Source organism: Anaeromyxobacter sp. Fw109-5, from assembly GCF_000017505.1.
Taxonomy (GTDB): Bacteria; Myxococcota; Myxococcia; order Myxococcales; family Anaeromyxobacteraceae; genus Anaeromyxobacter.
This window is the reverse complement of the sequence record NC_009675.1, coordinates 2,879,486-2,895,222: the sequence shown is the minus strand read 5'-3', so window position 1 is coordinate 2,895,222 and position 15,737 is coordinate 2,879,486. Positions and strand designations below refer to the sequence as shown.

At 72.7% G+C, this 15,737-nt stretch carries 13 protein-coding genes; 9 read left to right on the top strand and 4 right to left on the bottom strand.

Annotated features, from left to right (window positions below):
- Nucleotides 1-44: 44 nt before the first annotated feature.
- The 3 genes from ANAE109_RS12785 (at nucleotide 45) to cysS (ending at nucleotide 3,339) form a co-directional block, all read left to right on the top strand.
- Nucleotides 45-536 (top strand): CarD family transcriptional regulator, encoded by a 492-nt coding sequence (locus ANAE109_RS12785; protein WP_041448319.1) that lies wholly within the window; start codon nucleotides 45-47, stop codon nucleotides 534-536.
- A gap of 182 nt (nucleotides 537-718) precedes the next feature.
- A complete protein-coding gene (gene ispF / locus ANAE109_RS12780) occupies nucleotides 719-1,879 on the top strand; it encodes a 2-C-methyl-D-erythritol 2,4-cyclodiphosphate synthase (RefSeq protein WP_012097290.1) in 1,161 nt (386 codons plus the stop codon).
- Between the two features lie 11 nt (nucleotides 1,880-1,890).
- Entirely contained in the window at nucleotides 1,891-3,339 is a 1,449-nt protein-coding gene (cysS, locus tag ANAE109_RS12775) for a cysteine--tRNA ligase (protein ID WP_012097289.1), read from the top strand.
- A 42-nt stretch (nucleotides 3,340-3,381) separates the two neighbouring features.
- On the opposite strand, the gene ANAE109_RS12770 is transcribed toward cysS, so the two are convergent.
- Nucleotides 3,382-3,567, bottom strand: coding sequence for an SRp25 nuclear protein, isoform 3 (locus ANAE109_RS12770; protein WP_012097288.1), 186 nt, complete (start codon nucleotides 3,565-3,567; stop codon nucleotides 3,382-3,384).
- A gap of 84 nt (nucleotides 3,568-3,651) precedes the next feature.
- Nucleotides 3,652-3,855 (bottom strand): cold-shock protein, encoded by a 204-nt coding sequence (locus ANAE109_RS12765; RefSeq protein ID WP_012097287.1) that lies wholly within the window; start codon nucleotides 3,853-3,855, stop codon nucleotides 3,652-3,654.
- 188 nt (nucleotides 3,856-4,043) lie between these two features.
- On the opposite strand from ANAE109_RS12765, the gene uvrB reads away from it, so the two are divergent.
- Nucleotides 4,044-6,143, top strand: coding sequence for an excinuclease ABC subunit UvrB (uvrB, locus tag ANAE109_RS12760; RefSeq protein WP_041448318.1), 2,100 nt, complete (start codon nucleotides 4,044-4,046; stop codon nucleotides 6,141-6,143).
- A gap of 12 nt (nucleotides 6,144-6,155) precedes the next feature.
- On the opposite strand, the gene ANAE109_RS12755 is transcribed toward uvrB, so the two are convergent.
- Nucleotides 6,156-7,514, bottom strand: a complete 1,359-nt coding sequence (locus tag ANAE109_RS12755) for a sigma-54 dependent transcriptional regulator (protein ID WP_012097285.1) — start codon at nucleotides 7,512-7,514, stop codon at nucleotides 6,156-6,158.
- Nucleotides 7,514-9,475: a sensor histidine kinase gene (locus ANAE109_RS12750; protein WP_234945141.1), complete on the bottom strand. Its 1,962-nt coding sequence runs from the start codon at nucleotides 9,473-9,475 to the stop codon at nucleotides 7,514-7,516. Before ANAE109_RS12750 ends, ANAE109_RS12755 begins: the two co-directional genes overlap by 1 nt.
- A 169-nt stretch (nucleotides 9,476-9,644) precedes the next feature.
- Here ANAE109_RS12750 and ANAE109_RS23440 point away from each other — a divergent pair, with 169 nt between their 5' ends.
- The 5 genes from ANAE109_RS23440 to epsC all read left to right on the top strand — a co-directional run bounded on the left by ANAE109_RS23440 (nucleotide 9,645) and on the right by epsC (nucleotide 15,706).
- Entirely contained in the window at nucleotides 9,645-10,676 is a 1,032-nt protein-coding gene (locus ANAE109_RS23440; protein WP_012097283.1) for a c-type cytochrome, read from the top strand.
- 153 nt (nucleotides 10,677-10,829) lie between these two features.
- The gene (locus ANAE109_RS12740) at nucleotides 10,830-11,489 is read left to right on the top strand and encodes a hypothetical protein (protein WP_041448317.1); all 660 of its coding nucleotides are present in this window, start codon (nucleotides 10,830-10,832) and stop codon (nucleotides 11,487-11,489) included.
- Between the two features lie 111 nt (nucleotides 11,490-11,600).
- Nucleotides 11,601-13,751: an excinuclease ABC subunit UvrC gene (uvrC, locus tag ANAE109_RS12735; RefSeq protein WP_012097281.1), complete on the top strand. Its 2,151-nt coding sequence runs from the start codon at nucleotides 11,601-11,603 to the stop codon at nucleotides 13,749-13,751.
- 87 nt (nucleotides 13,752-13,838) lie between these two features.
- Nucleotides 13,839-14,768: a cysteine synthase A gene (cysK, locus tag ANAE109_RS12730; RefSeq protein WP_012097280.1), complete on the top strand. Its 930-nt coding sequence runs from the start codon at nucleotides 13,839-13,841 to the stop codon at nucleotides 14,766-14,768.
- Nucleotides 14,765-15,706, top strand: coding sequence for a serine O-acetyltransferase EpsC (gene epsC, locus ANAE109_RS12725; protein WP_012097279.1), 942 nt, complete (start codon nucleotides 14,765-14,767; stop codon nucleotides 15,704-15,706). Before cysK ends, epsC begins: the two co-directional genes overlap by 4 nt.
- The last annotated feature ends 31 nt before the right edge of the window (nucleotides 15,707-15,737 follow it).

The window sequence follows — 15,737 nt, the reverse complement described above, 5'->3', positions numbered from 1 at the left end:
CGCAGGGAGCGGAGGAAGGAATGCCCGCAACGCAGGCTACTCAGATGGCCCCGAATTTCAAGGTCGGGGACAAGGCGGTTTATCCCGGCCAGGGGGTCGGCGAGGTCATGGGAATCGAGCACAAGGAGGTCGCCGGCCAGCGGCAGTCCTTCTACGTGCTCCGCATCCTCGAGAACGGGATGAAGATCATGATCCCGATGAACAAGGTGGGCTCCGTCGGTCTCCGCGAGATCATCGGCGAGAAGGACGTCCGCAGGGTCTACACGATCCTCCGCGAGAAGGAGGTCTCGGTCGACTCGACCACCTGGAACCGCCGCTACCGGGAGTACATGGACAAGATCAAGACCGGCAGCGTGTTCGAGATCGCCGAGGTGCTGCGCGATCTCTACCTGCTCCGGTCGGACAAGGACCTGTCCTTCGGAGAGCGGAAGATGCTCGACACCGCACGGTCGCTCCTCATCAAGGAGCTCGCGATCGCGAAGGAGTGCGGCGAGGACGACGTCGAGGACGACCTGAAGAAGATCTTCAACTGTTGATCGCCCGCCCGGGCGCGCTCGCGCCGGGGCGAGGCTCACGCGACCGCCGCACGGACCCGCGTCCGCGCGGCGGTCGCGTATCGGCGCGTCTGCGCGCCTGGGTCGGGGGGACGCCGTCACCAGCGGCGGCCTCAGCACGAGCGGTGCCAGCCCGCGTCCCGCGGGCGACGGAGGAGATCCGGATGATCCGCGATGAGCGGGTGGCGGCGATCCTGGCGGCGGGGGGCTCGGGGGTGCGCGCCGGCCTGAGGAAGCAGTGGCTCGAGCTCGGGGGTGAGAGCGTCCTGCGGCGGGCGGCGCGCGCGCTCGTCGCCTGCGACGCCGTGGACGAGCTCGTGGTGGTGGTCCCGTCGGGTGAGGAGGGCCGCGGCCTCGCTGAGGTGGAGGGGCTCGGTCGACCGGCGCGGGCGATCGCGGGCGGCGCGGCGCGCGCCGACTCCGTGCGGAACGGCGCGCGCGCGGCGGAGGGCTGCGGGATCGTGCTCGTGCACGACGCGGCCCGCCCGTTCGCGACGCCGGGCCTGGCGGCGCGCGTGGCCGAGGCGGCGGCGCGCGACGGCGCGGCCCTCGCGGCGCTGCCGGTGACGGACACGGTGAAGCGCGCCGCGCCGCGTGACGGTGCGCCGATCGTGGAGGCCACGCTCGATCGGCGCGCGCTGTGGCTGGCGCAGACGCCGCAGGGCTTCCGGCGCGCCCTCCTCCTCGAGGCCTTCGAGGCGGCGGGGGACCGCGCCGCGGAGGCGACCGACGAGTGCGCCCTCGTCGAGGCGCTCGGCGCGCCCGTCACCCTCGTCCCGGGCGAGCCCGGCAACTTCAAGATCACGGGGCCCGACGACGTGGCGCGCGCCCGGTCCATCCTCGAGGCCCCGGTGGCGATGGGCGTCGGCTACGACACCCACCGCTTCGCGGAGGGGCGCCGGCTGGTGCTCGGGGGCGTCGAGTTCGAGGGCGACGGTCTCCTCGGCCACTCCGACGCGGACGTCTGCGCGCACGCCATCGGCGACGCCATCCTCGGCGGCGCCGGCCTCGGCGACCTCGGCCGGCACTTCCCGGACACGGACCCGCGCTGGAAGGGGGTCTCTTCGCTCGCCCTGCTGCGCGAGATCGCCGCGAAGGTTGCGGCGGCCGGCTTCCGGGTGGGCAACTGCGACGTGACGCTCGCCGCGCGCCGGCCGAAGATCGCGCCGCGCGCGGAGGAGATGCGGGCGCGCCTCGCCGAGGCGCTCGGCGTCACGCCGGGGCAGGTCAACGTGAAGGCCACCACGGGCGAGGGGATGGGGTTCGTCGGGCGCGGCGAGGGGATCGCCGCGCACGCCGTCGCGCTCCTCGTCAGAGTGCGGTAGGAGAAGCGCCGATGCCCATCGTCATCTCCGACACGCTCACCGGGACGAAGCGCGAGCTCCAGCCGATCGAGCCCGGCAAGATCCGCTTCTACGCCTGCGGCCCCACGGTCTACGACTCCGCCCACGTCGGCCACGGGCGCAGCTACGTGGTGTGGGACCTCGTCGTCCGCCACCTGCGCGCGCGCGGCTACGAGGTCCGCTACGTGCGCAACTTCACCGACGTGGACGACAAGATCATCCGCCGCGCGACCGAGCGGCGCGAGGATCCCGTGGCGCTCGCGGCGCGCTACGCGCGCGAGTTCGACGAGGACATGGACGCGCTCGGGAACCTCCGCCCGGACGTCGCGCCCAAGGTGTCGGAGCACGTGCCGCAGATCGTGGCCATGATCTCGAGCCTCGTCGAGAAGGGGTTCGCCTACGCGGCGGCCAACGGCGACGTGTACTTCTCGGTCCGCGCCTTCCCCGACTACGGGCGGCTGTCGAAGCGCAACCTCGACGATCTCCTCTCCGGCGCGCGCGTCGAGCCGGGCGAGGCGAAGCGCGATCCGCTGGACTTCGCCCTGTGGAAGGCGGCCAAGCCGGGCGAGCCGACCTGGGACTCGCCGTGGGGCGGGGGCCGGCCGGGGTGGCACATCGAGTGCTCGGCGATGACGCTCGCGCACCTGGGCGTGCCGATCGATCTGCACGGTGGCGGCAAGGACCTCGTCTTCCCGCACCACACGAACGAGATCGCCCAGTCCGCCGCGGCGGTCGGGGACGGCCGCACGGCCGAGAGCTTCTGCCGCCACTGGATGCACCACGGCTTCGTCGAGATCGACAGCGAGAAGATGTCGAAGTCGCTCGGCAACTTCTTCACGCTGCGCGACGTGCTCGCCAAGTTCGACGCGGAGGGCGTGCGGCTCTTCTACCTCGGGACGCACTACCGCAACCCCATCAACTACTCGGACGCGATCCTCGCGGAGGCCGAGCGGCGCCTGAACTACTTCTACGAGACGCTCGAGAAGGTGGACGCGCTCGCCGAGGGGACGTCGCCCGCAGGGGAGGGCGGCGGCGTGGTGGAGGACGCGCGCCGGGCGCTCGACGACGACTTCAACGCCCCCCAGGTGCTGGCCGTGCTCGCCGAGGCGTTCACGGCCGCGAACGCGCTCGCCGACAAGCGGGGGAAGAAGACGCCGGAGGACCGGGCGCGGCTCGCCGCGTTCGCCCGCGACGTGCGCGAGATCGGCACCACGCTCGGGCTCGTGCAGCGGCGGCCCGCGGAGGCGCTTCGCGCCATCCGCGCCAGGGCGGCGGCGCGGCGCGGCATCGATCCGGCTTCGGTGGAGGCGAAGATCGTGGAGCGCGCGGAGGCGCGCAGGGCGCGGGACTTCGCGCGGAGCGACGCCATCCGGGATGCGCTGCTCGCCCAGGGCGTGGCGCTCATGGACGGCCCGCAGGGCACGACCTGGAAGGTCGAGTAGCCCCGTGGGCCCGGCGCCGGCGCATCGCGGCGGCGGGGCCGGTCAGTCCTCGAGCGGCGGCTGCGGCCCGGGGACGATCCCGGCGATGTCCGGGTCCTCTCCCGGCGCGAGGGGCCCGCGCTCCACCTTCTCGCGCTTGCGCTGCTCCTTCTTCTCGTCCTTGCGGCGCTGCTTGTCGCGGCGCGCCGCCTCCTTCTGCCTCTTCGTCGCTCCGGGGTTGAAGGCCATCGCTCCTCCGTGCTCGAGATCACGAAATCGTGGGGGCCCGGCCACTGCGCGGCCGGGCCCCCGAGAAGCGGCTCACGCCGCGCGCTACACCGGGCGGACGTTCGCCGCCTGGAGGCCCTTGGGGCCCTGCTTCACCTCGAACTCGACCCGCTGACCCTCCTGCAGGGTCCGGAAACCCTGGGACTGGATCGCGGTGTGGTGGCAGAAGACGTCCTCGCCACCGCCGTCCTGCTGGATGAAGCCGAAGCCCTTCGCGTCGTTGAACCACTTCACGGAACCGCTCGCCATCTGTACACACTTCTTTCGTCATTCGCGCGGGAGACTTCCCGCACGGCCCCGTCCATTCGACAGGCGGGACGCGCGCAAATTAACTGGAACGGGTGCGCTTGTCGAGCGGCTCGCGGACCCGCCCGCCCACCGAGGGGGGAGGGCGGGCGCTCGCTGACCGCGGCGCCGGAGGCCGTTACACTCCGCCGGTGCCCTTCGACCTCCGGAGCGAGTTCCAGCCCACGGGCGACCAGCCGCGGGCCATCGGGGAGCTCACCGCCGGCCTCCGCCGCGGCGACCGTCACCAGGTGCTGCTCGGCGTCACCGGCTCGGGGAAGACCTTCACCGTCGCGAACGTGGTGGCCGAGCTGCGCCGGCCGACGCTCGTCATCGCGCACAACAAGACGCTGGCCGCGCAGCTGTACGGCGAGTTCAAGGAGCTCTTCCCCTCGGCGGCCGTCCACTACTTCGTCTCGTACTACGACTACTACCAGCCCGAGGCGTACGTCCCCTCGACCGACACGTACATCGAGAAGGACTCGTCCATCAACGACGAGATCGACCGGATGCGGCACGCGGCCACGCACGCGCTGCTCACCCGGAACGACGTGCTCATCGTCGCGTCGGTCTCCTGCATCTACGGCCTCGGCACGGCCGAGGCCTACTTCGGCCTGCTGCAGCAGATCGAGCGTGGGCAGGAGTTCGTGCGCGATCGCTTCATCCGCTCCCTCATCGACATCCAGTACGAGCGCAACGACGTGGACTTCCACCGCGGCACCTTCCGCGTGCGGGGCGACACCATCGAGGTGTTCCCTCCGTACGAGGAGGACCGCGCCGTCCGCATCGAGTTCTTCGGGGACGTGGTCGAGTCGATCCACGAGTTCGATCCGCTCCGGGGCGTGACGCTCGCCGAGGTCGACAAGGTCGCGATCTTCCCCAACAGCCACTACGTGTCGGCGCCGGAGACGCGCAAGCGCGCCGTCGACGGGGTCCGCGAGGAGCTGCGGGAGCGGCTCGGCGAGCTGAAGGCCGCGAACAAGCTGGTCGAGGCGCAGCGGCTCGAGCAGCGGACGATGTTCGACCTCGAGATGCTGGAGCAGATGGGCTTCTGCCCCGGCATCGAGAACTACTCGCGCTGGCTCTCCGGGCGGAAGGCCGGCGATCCCCCGCCGTGCCTGCTCGACTACTTCCCGAAGGACTTCCTCGTCGTCGTGGACGAGTCGCACCAGACCATCCCGCAGATCGGCGCGATGTACCGGGGCGATCGCTCGCGCAAGGAGACGCTGGTGGAGTTCGGGTTCCGCCTCCCGTCGGCGCTCGACAACCGGCCCCTCAGGTTCGAGGAGTTCGAGCGGCTCGTCCACCAGGGCATCTACGTCTCGGCCACGCCCGCCGAGTACGAGCTCCAGAAGGCGCAGGGGGTCGTCGTCGAGCAGATCATCCGCCCCACCGGGCTCACGGATCCGGAGGTCGAGGTCCGGCCCGTGGGCTCGCAGGTGGACGACCTGCTCGGCGAGGTGCGGAAGCGCGCCGAGGCCGGCGAGCGCGTCCTCGTCACCACGCTGACGAAGCGGATGGCGGAGGATCTCACGGAGTACTTCACGGACGTGGGGGTCCGCTGCCGCTACCTGCACTCGGACATCGAGACCCTCGAGCGCAGCGCGCTCATCCGCGACCTCCGCCGCGGGGAGTTCGACGTGCTCATCGGCATCAACCTGCTGCGCGAGGGGCTCGACATCCCGGAGGTGTCGCTCGTCGCGGTGCTCGACGCCGACAAGGAGGGGTTCCTCCGCTCCGAGGTCTCGCTCATCCAGACCATCGGGCGCGCCGCCCGCAACGTGAACGGGCGCGTGATCCTGTACGCCGACGCGGTGACGGCGTCGATGCGCCGCGCCCTCGACGAGACCGACCGCCGCCGCGAGATCCAGCGCGCCTACAACCTCGAGCACGGCATCACCCCGCAGACGGTGAAGCGCAACATCACCGACCTGCACATGGCCGTGGTGGAGGCGGACTACGTCACCGTGCCGATGGCCGCCGAGGACGGCGCCGAGTACAAGCCGGAGCAGCTCCCCGCCATCGTGGCCGCCCTCGAGCAGGAGATGAAGGAGGCCGCCCGCGCGCTCGAGTTCGAGAAGGCGGCGCAGCTGCGCGATCGCATCCTCGCCCTGAAGGACCTCGAGCTGGGGCTGCCGGCCAAGGCCTCCGGCGTGAAGGGCCTGCTCGGCTCGGGCGCCTTCGCCGGCGCGGCCGCGCTGGGGAAGCTCGGCGGCGCGCGCCGCGCGCAGCAGCGCCGGCGGCGCCGCTGAGTGACCGGGGACTCAGTCGCCGCCGAGCCCGTACCGCTTCAGCTTCCGCCACAGCGTGGACTTGTCGATGCCGAGCAGGCGCGCCGCCTCGCCGCGCCTCCCCCCGCAGCGCTCGAGGACGCGGCGGATGTGCTCGCGCTCCGCGTCGTCAATCGCGACCGGCTCCGGCTGCGGCGCGTCGGCCCGCTCCGCGCGGCTCCCGGCGAGCGCCGCTCCCGGTCCCACCAGCAGGGACCCTGGGGAGAGCGCCTCGCCCGTCTCCAGGATCATCGCGCGCTCGACGACGTTCTCGAGCTCGCGGACGTTGCCCGGATAGTCGTAGGCGACCAGCTTCGCGAGCCCCTCGGGCGAGACGCCCCGCACCGCCGGGTTGACGTGCCGGTACTTGCGCAGGAAGTGCTCCGCGAGCGGGCCCACGTCCTCTCGCCGCTCACGCAGCGGAGGCACGACCAGCGTGACGACCCCTAGCCGGTAGTACAGGTCCTTGCGGAAGCGCCCCTCGCCCGCGGCGCGCTCCAGGTCCTCGTTGGTCGCCGCGATCACCCGCACGTCCACCGCGATGGGCGTCGTGCCGCCGACGCGCTGGACCACGCGCTCCTGCAGGACGCGCAGGAGGCGCACCTGGAAGGCGGGCGACGTCGCGCCGATCTCGTCGAGCAGGATCGTTCCGCCGTCCGCCGCCTCGAAGTAACCGGCGCGGCGGGCCATCGCGCCCGTGAACGCGCCCCGCTCGTGTCCGAAGAGCTCGCTCTCGAGGAGGGTCTCGGGCAGCGCGCCGCAGTTGATCGAGACGAAGGCGCGCCCCGCGCGCGGGCTCCACTGGTGGACGAGCCGGGCGACGATCTCCTTGCCGACGCCCGTCTCGCCCTGCACGAGCACCGTCGAGTCCGTGCGCGCGGCCTTTCGGGCGAACTCGGCGAGCGCCGCCATGCGAGGGTGCGGCGAGAGGAACACGCCGTGCGCGCCCCCCGGCGCCGCCGCCTCCTCCTGGAGCCGGACCCGGGCGAGCAGTCTCCGCCGCTCGATCGCGCGCTCGACGCGCAGGAGGACGTCGTCGGGCTCGAACGGCTTCGACAGGTAGTCCTCCGCGCCGCGCTTGGTCGCCTCGACGGCCGACGCGATCGAGGAGTGCCCGGTGATCACGAACACGAGCACCTCGGGGTCGAGCTCCCGCGCGCGGGAGAGCAGCTCGATCCCGTCGAGCCCCGGCATCCGCAGATCCGTGAGGATGACGTCCGCCCCCCGATCCGCGAGGTGACGCAGCGCGGCCGCCGGGTCGCCGTACGCGTGCACGTCGTGAGCAGGGCAGAGGAGCCGCACCAGCACCCGCTGCGCCAGGGGGTCGTCGTCGACGACGAGGATCCGCGCCATCAGGGAGTCCCCAGGGGGAGGCTGACCGTGAACGTGGCGCCGCGCCCCGGCGCCGAGTCGACCGAGAGCGCGCCGCCGTGGTTGCGGACGATGCCGTAGCTCACGGAGAGGCCCAGCCCGGTCCCCTCGCCGACCGCCTTGGTCGTGAAGAAGGGATCGAAGATGCGCGGCAGGTGCTCGGGCGCGATGCCCGCGCCGTCGTCGGAGACGCGGACGGCGATCCGGCCGCCGGCCGTGGCGGTCGACACCTCCACGCGGCCGCCGGGGCGCGCCGCGTCGACGGCGTTCAGGAGCAGGTTCACGAACACCTGCTCGAGCTGCGCGGCGTCCACGACCGCAGCCTGCGCCGCGCCTGCCTCGAACGCGAGCGTGACGCCCTTCTTCTCTGCGCGCAGCCGGACGAGCGCGAGCGATCCGTGCACGAGCCGGTTCACGTCGTGCGCGGCGAGCGCGGGCGGCTGGCGACGCGCGAACCGGAGGAGGCCGTCGATGATGGTCGTGCAGCGGCGGGTCTGGTCCGCCACGTCGGCGAGATCCGCCTTCAGCGCCTGGAGCTCCACCCGCCCGGCGTCGAGATCGCGGCGCGCGAGGGAGGCGAGCGCGCGGATGTTGGACAGGGGCGTGTTGAGCTCATGGGCGAGCCCCGCCGCCATCTCGCCGATGGAGGCGAGCTTCTCCGTCTCGCGCAGCTGGCGCTCCGATCGCTCGCGGGTCTCGAGGTGCTCCTGCAGGGCGCCAGCCATCCGGTTCACCGACTCCGCCACGATCGCGACCTCACGACCGCCCCGCACCGGCACGCGCACGGAGAGGTCGTCGCCGATCGCGCGGACCCCGGCCGCGAGCGTGCGCAGCGGCTGCGTGAGCGTGCGCGACAGCAGGAGCGCGGCCACCACGGTGCCTGCCACGACGAGCGCCGAGAGCCCGAGGACGCTCGCCTGGAGCCGCTCGAGCGGACGCGCGAAGTAGGCCTCGCGGGCCGCGAGCACGACCACCCAGCCGCGGTCCGGGCGCGCGTAGGGGGAGTAGTAGACGTGGGCGAGCAGATCCCCGGTCCGGGGATCCATCGCGATGCCCGCGTCGGTCTTCATCCATGAGTCGACGAGCTCCCGCGGATACTGCTGCCACGCGGTCACGCGCGAGCCGGTCTGGTTGCCGAACTCGCACTGACCGTCCTGGTGGAACAGGTAGACGCCGGATCGGTCGGGAGCCGCCGCGTTGCGCTCGACGAGGAAGGCGGCGCCTTGCTCGGCGGGGACGAGCCGGTTCAGCATGGCCCCGACCTCGGCGCCCCAGACGTTCACGATGAGCACGCCTGCGCGGGCGCCCGACTGGAAGAACAGCGGCGTCGCGAAGCGCACCATCGCCGGGCACCAGTCCTCCTCGCCCTCGACCCGGCCGCGCTCCAGATCGGAGATCGTGACGGACCCTCGCGGCGCGCGGAGCGCCTCCTCGAAGAAGGGGCGGCCGCGGAGCGACTGGATGGCCGGTAGCCCGAGCGGTCCATGGACGGGCGAATGCGCGGGCGTCAGCTCGCCCTCCCTCGCCTTCACGACCTCGTTCCCCTCGACGTCGACGAGGCGAACCGCCTGAATCGCGGGATCGAGCCGCTGGGCGGCGAGGAAGCTCTCGCCGAGGGCGGCCACGGAGGCGGTGTCCGCTCGCCCGTCTTCCAGCTCCCCGAGCGCCCTCACGATGGACGTGGAGGTGGCGAGGGCGAGCGCCGAGTGCTCTCCGCGCCGGACGAGCTCCTCGACGCCGCGCGCCGAGCTCTGCGCGACCGTCTGGATGTGGGCCTCGGTGCGGCCGCGCAGCAGGTCCCCCGCCGCACCGCGCACGAGCAGCGAAAAGGCCAGGAGCGAGGGGATCGCGACCAGCAGCATCGTCGCGAGCGTGCGTGCGCCGATGCCGGACCGCCAGCGGCCGTCGCGTCGCCGCAATGTCCCGTCGCCGCTCCGTTGCACTCTGCAACCTCCGCCCGGGCCCGAGGCAGGCGCCCTCCGCGAAAACCGCCGAGGGCGCGGGGATCTGCCGCGCCACCTCGCCGGGCACGCCGCTGGAAAGAGCACGTTTCGCGCCCCGCGAGAAGCGCGTGGGCAGCCCGGCGAGCGCCGGCAAAGGAGAGACGCGCCCATGTTCCCTCGAATCCGTGCCGCCGCCATGCTCGTGGCGGTCCTCCTCTTCGCAGCATGCAGCGACGCGAGCTCGACGCGCACGATCGAGCCTCCGCCTTCGCCGCCTCCTCCGCCTCCCTCCGCCGAGCCGCCGCCGAGCGCCGATCCGCAGGCGGAGTACCTCGCCGCGCGCAAGGCGGAGGTCGCGGCGATGCCGGACGCGCCGACGGTCCTGCCGCGGAGCTCGGGCGCGCGCCAGGAGCTCGCGTACATGATCCAGCTGGGCGAGCGGCTGCTCCGTGAGACGAACACCCACCCGCTGACGGCGCCGTACATGCCCGCCTCCGGCCTGACCTGCAGCTCCTGTCACCTCGACGCGGGGAAGAAGAAGGCCATCGCCTCCACCTTCATCGGGGCCGCCGCGTCGTTCCCCGCCTTCAACGACCGGGACGGGGGCGTCATCACGCTGCAGGACCGCGTGAACAGCTGCTTCATGCGGAGCATGAACGGCGTGCGGCTCCCGGAGAACTCCGAGGCGCTGCTCGCCATCGTCTCCTACATCAACTGGCTGTCGCAGGGCTTCCCGGTCCAGCCCAATCCGGACCGTGCCGTCTCGACCCTCAACCAGTCGTTCCCCAACCCCAACATCAAGGCGATGGCCCTCGCCGGGAAGGCGGTCCCGTCGAACGGCGCGGCCGTCTATGCCGGCCGCTGCGCCGCGTGCCACTCCGAGGACGGCGAGGGCGTCGCAGGGTCGCCGCCGGTCTGGGGAGCGCGCGCCTACAACAAGGGCGCGGGGATGGCGAACAACGTCCAGGCGGGCAGCTGGATCCAGTTCAACATGCCCCCCGGAGCGGAGCTGACGCTCTCGGACCAGGACGCGCTCGACGTCGCTGCGTTCGTGAACGCGCAGCCGCACGCGGCGTTCGTCGAGGCGGAGCACCTGCCCAGCGGCGGGACGGTCTACGGAGGACCGGAGATCGTGTACCACTACGGCGCCTCGCTCACGCCCGAGCAGATCGCGGCGCGGGTCCCTCGGGCGGAGCCGTAGCCGTCGCGGCCTCCTGGCGCTCGGCGTGTGTGAGGCGGGCGGGCGAGCCCCCGTCTCCCGCCGAGCGCTCCTCGGCGGTCCCTCCCCGCGCGAGACCGTCCGCGCGCCTCGCGCGCCGCTACCATCCCGGGAGTTCACGCCGGGAGAATGACGATGCGGATGGCCGCGGCGGCGCTGGTGCTCGTGGGTGTGCTGGGGGCGTGCGGGGGCGACGACGGCGGCGGCGGCGGGCCCGCGGGTTTGAGGGGGACCGTGCTGGGCCAGCCGTTCGAGCCGAGCGACGGCGCGGCGCTCCGCCTGACGGAGGAGGCGTGCCTCTTCGAGACGGAGCTGAGCGACGTCGAGGCGAACGCGTCGGCGCTGCTCGTCGGCTTCGGCACGTTCGGCGGGCTCTGCGACGTCGCCCGGCAGACGCAGGCGTGCGGCGGGAAGGCGAACGCGACCACGGTGAGCGTGCTCGTCCTCCGGGCCAACGTGCTGGGCGGCGCGGCGGGCGCGGTGGAGCCTGGGACCTACCCCATCAGCCGCGAGACGCCGGTGCCGGACGCGCAGGGGCGGCTCACCTTCGCGACCGCCCTCGTCTCGCGCACCGACGCGACGTGCGCCGACACGAGCGGCGCGGTGGAGCCGACGGGCGGCTCGATCACCATCGACCGGCTCTCGGAGCGCGTCACGGGCAACGCGAGCGTGACCTTCACGGACGGGGGCAGCGTGAGCGGGCCGTTCGACGTCCCCTTCTGCGCGTTCTCCACCGACGTCTGCACCGGGCTCGGCGCGGGGTGCGGGGCCGCGAACGAGATCTGCGTCCCCTGAGGCGAGGCGCCCCGCGGGAGCGCGGCGCCCGGCGCGGGCGGGGCGGCTCGACGGCGCGGGGACCTCGGGAGGTGATCCGCGCGCCGTTTCCGGGTAATTCCTCGTTCCCGGATGGACGCGAACCTCAGGAAGACGCTCGACGAGCTGCCCGCCGAGCCCGGCTGCTACCTCATGAAGGACCGCCGGGGGGCGGTGGTGTACGTCGGCAAGGCGTCGAGCCTGCGCTCGCGCGTCCGCTCCTACTTCGACGCCTCGCGCGGCGACGATCGCGCCTTCGTGGCGCTCCTCGACGAGCTCCTCGGCGACGTCGAGGTGATCGTGACGCGCTCGGAGAAGGAGGCCGTCCTCCTCGAGAACGAGCTCATCAAGCGGCACCGGCCGCGCTTCAACATCCGGCTGCGCGACGACAAGGACTTCATCGTCCTGCGCCTCGACGAGCGCCACGCGTTCCCGCGGCTCGAGGTCCGCCGCGCCCGCGAGCCGCGCCGGGCCGGGGCGCGCTACTTCGGCCCCTACTCGTCGGCGAGCTCCATCCGCGAGACCTTGCGGGTGGTGAACCGGCACTTCCAGCTCCGCACGTGCACCGACCACGTGTTCGAGCACCGCAAGCGGCCGTGCATCCTCTACCAGATCAAGCGCTGCCCGGCGCCGTGCGTGTACGACGTGCCGGAGGCGGAGTACCGGCAGTCGGTCGAGGACGCGATCGAGTTCCTCGAGGGGCGGGAGACGGAGCTGGTGGAGCGGCTCCACGGCCGCATGGACGAGGCCGCGGACGCGCTCCGCTTCGAGGACGCGGCGCGGCTGCGGGATCAGCTGCAGGCGGTGGAGCGGAGCCTCGAGAAGCAGCGCGTCCTCATGGCGGATCGGGCCGACCGCGACGTGGTGGGGCTCTACCGCGAGGGGCCCGACCTCGTCGTGCAGGTGCTCGCCATGCGCGCCGGCAAGCTGCAGGACTCGCGCAGCTACCCCTTCCACGAGCAGGAGTTCCCGGACGAGGAGACGCTCTCGTCGTTCCTGTCGCTCTACTACGAGCAGAACGCCGCGCCGGAGGAGATCCTCGTCCCGGTGGAGCCGGCGGAGGTGGACGCGCTGGCCGACGTCCTCTCCGAGCGGCGCGGCCGCCGCGTCCGGCTCCTCACGCCGCAGCGGGGCGCCAAGGCGGACCTGCTCGAGGTGGCCGCGCGCAACGCGGAGCAGGGGTTCCGGAGCTGGCACGAGAAGGACGAGCGGCGCGAGCAGGCCCTCGCGGCGCTCACGCGCGCGCTGCACCTCGCCCGGCCGCCCCGCTGGATGGAGTGCTACGACATCTCGACGTTCCAGGGCGCGCTCGCCGTCGGCTCGGGGGTGTCGTTCAGGGACGGCGAGCCCGACAAGGCGTGCTACCGCCGGTACAAGGTCAAAGGGGTGGCGGGGCAGGACGACTTCGCCATGCTGTACGAGGTCGTGTCGCGCCGGCTCCGGCGCGCCCTCGGCGAGGGGGCGTTCCCGGACCTGCTCGTGATCGACGGCGGCAAGGGCCAGCTCAACGCGGCCCTCGCCGCGGCGAAGGACCTCGGCGTCCCCACGAAGCCGTCGCCCGGGAACGAGGGCGCGCCGTTCGTGGAGCTGGTGGGGCTCGCCAAGAGCCGGCTCGTGGACGCCCCGGCGCTCGGGACGACGCGGGTCATCGGCCGCCGTGGACGGGGTGGCGGCGCCTCGCGAGCCGCGAGCGGCGCGGCGGCGCTGGCGGACGCGGCGGAGGCTCAGGAGCACGGGTTCGTCTCCGAGCTCGCGCGGAGCCCCGAGCGCGTGTTCCTGCCCGGCCGCAAGGATCCGGTGGTGCTGCGGCAGAACTCGGCGGAGCTGTTCCTCCTCGCCCGCCTGCGCGACGAGGCGCACCGCTTCGCCATCACCTTCCACCGCAAGCTCCGCCGCGAGCGCAACTTCCAGAGCGTGCTCGAGGAGATCTCCGGCATCGGCGAGGGGCGGAAGCGGGCGCTGCTGCGCCACTTCGGAGCGCTGAGGCGCGTGAAGGAGGCGACGCTCGACGAGATCTCGCAGGTGGACGGTTTCGGACCGAAGCAGGCGCGGGCCGTGTTCGAGTTCTTCCATCCGCCCCGGCGCGAGGGCGCCGAGGGCGCCGCGGTCGTGGGCCCGCCGTCCGCCGCGGCCGCTCCGCCGATCGAGACCGCTGCGGTCGCCGAGGCGGTCAGCGAGGAGGACATCGACGCCGCGCTGGCAGCGGAGGACGAGGACGCGGAAGGACCGGCGCCCGTCGAGTGACCCCCAGCGCCCCGGGCGGGCGCTCGTTGCCAGCCGGGCCGGGGCCCCTTATGCAGGGCGGGTTCGGTCCCGTTTCCCGGAGGTCTCATGCGCATCGCCGAAGACATCACGAAGCTCATCGGCAACACGCCGCTCGTGCGGCTCAACCGCGTCCTCGACGGCGCCAAGGCCACCGTCGCGGCCAAGCTCGAGATGTGGAACCCCGCGGGCAGCGTGAAGGACCGGATCGGCGTCTCGATGATCGAGGCGGCCGAGCGCGACGGGAAGCTCAAGCCCGACACGATCCTCCTCGAGCCGACGAGCGGCAACACCGGGATCGGCCTCGCCTTCGCCGCGGCGGCCAAGGGCTACAAGCTCGTCCTGACCATGCCGGAGACCATGAGCGTCGAGCGGCGGAAGCTGCTCGCCGTCTTCGGCGCCGAGCTCGTGCTCACGCCGGGATCCGAGGGGATGAAGGGCGCGATCAAGCGCGCCGAGGAGATGGCCGCCAAGGATCCCCGCTACCTCATCCTCCAGCAGTTCGACAACCCCGCCAACCCGGACATCCACCGGCGCACGACCGCGGAGGAGATCTGGAAGGACACGGACGGCAAGGTGGACATCCTCGTCTGCGGCACGGGGACCGGGGGGACCGTCACCGGCTGCGCGCAGGTGATGAAGCCCCGCAAGCCGTCGCTGCGGATCGTCGCCGCCGAGCCCGCGGACTCGCCCGTGATCTCGGGCGGGAAGCCGGGGCCGCACAAGATCCAGGGCTGGGGTCCCGGCTTCGTCCCGAAGGTGCTCGACACCAAGCTCCTCGACGAGGTGGTGACGGTGAAGAACGAGGACGCGGGCGAGATGGCGCGCCGCCTCTGCAAGGAGGAGGGGATCCTCGCGGGCATCTCGTGCGGCGCGGCGGTGTGGGCGGCCCGCGAGATCGCCCGCCGGCCCGAGAACGAGGGTAAGCTCATCGTCACCGTCCTCCCGGACACGGGGGAGCGGTACCTCTCCACGTGGTTGTTCGAGGAGGCGAAGTGAGCGATTCGAGACAAGCGAGGGCGCCGGCGGTCGACACCGTGGCGCTCGCCCCGGTGGTGGACTCCCTCTGCCGCGAGGCGACGCTGAACGCGGCGTTCCCGCCCGGCGGCAAGGTGACGCTCCCCTCGCGCGAGGCGGTGATCGGGATCGTCGAGGACCTGCGGGCCGTGCTCTTCCCGGGCTACTTCGGGACGAGCGACGTGCACGACGAGAGCCTGCACTACTTCGTGGGCGCGACGCTGGCGCGGGCGCTGCGGGCCCTCGAGGAGCAGGTCCGGCGTGGCGTGGCCTTCAACGACCGGCACGACGTCGAGACCTGCGATCACTGCGCCGACACGGCGCGCGCGGTGACCCGCGCGTTCCTCGGCCGGGTCCCGGAGATCCGGCGCCTCGTGGCCTCCGACGTGGAGGCGGCGTACGAGGGCGATCCCGCCCTGAAGACGCGCGACGAGGCGATCTTCGCCTACCCGGGGATGTTCGCGATCACGAACCAGCGCATCGCCCACGAGCTGCACGTGCTCGGCGTCCCGCTCATCCCGCGCATCATCACCGAGCACGCGCACACGATCACCGGGATCGACATCCACCCCGGCGCGGCCATCGGCGAGCGCTTCTTCATCGACCACGGGACGGGGGTGGTGATCGGCGAGACGTCGCGGATCGGCGACCGCGTCCGCGTGTACCAGGGCGTGACCCTCGGCGCGAAGAGCTTCCCCCTCGACGAGAAGGGGAACCCGATCAAGGGGATCGATCGGCACCCGATCGTCGAGGACGACGTCGTGATATACGCCGGCGCCACGATCCTCGGCCGCGTCGTCATCGGCAAGGGCTCCTCCATCGGCGGCAACGTGTGGCTCACCACGGGCGTTCCGCCGGGGAGCCGCATCACCCAGGCCGAGGTCCGGGAGCAGCGGTACTCGCACGGCGGCGGCATCTGAGCGCGGCGCCGAGGGTCGTCTCGGCGAAAGG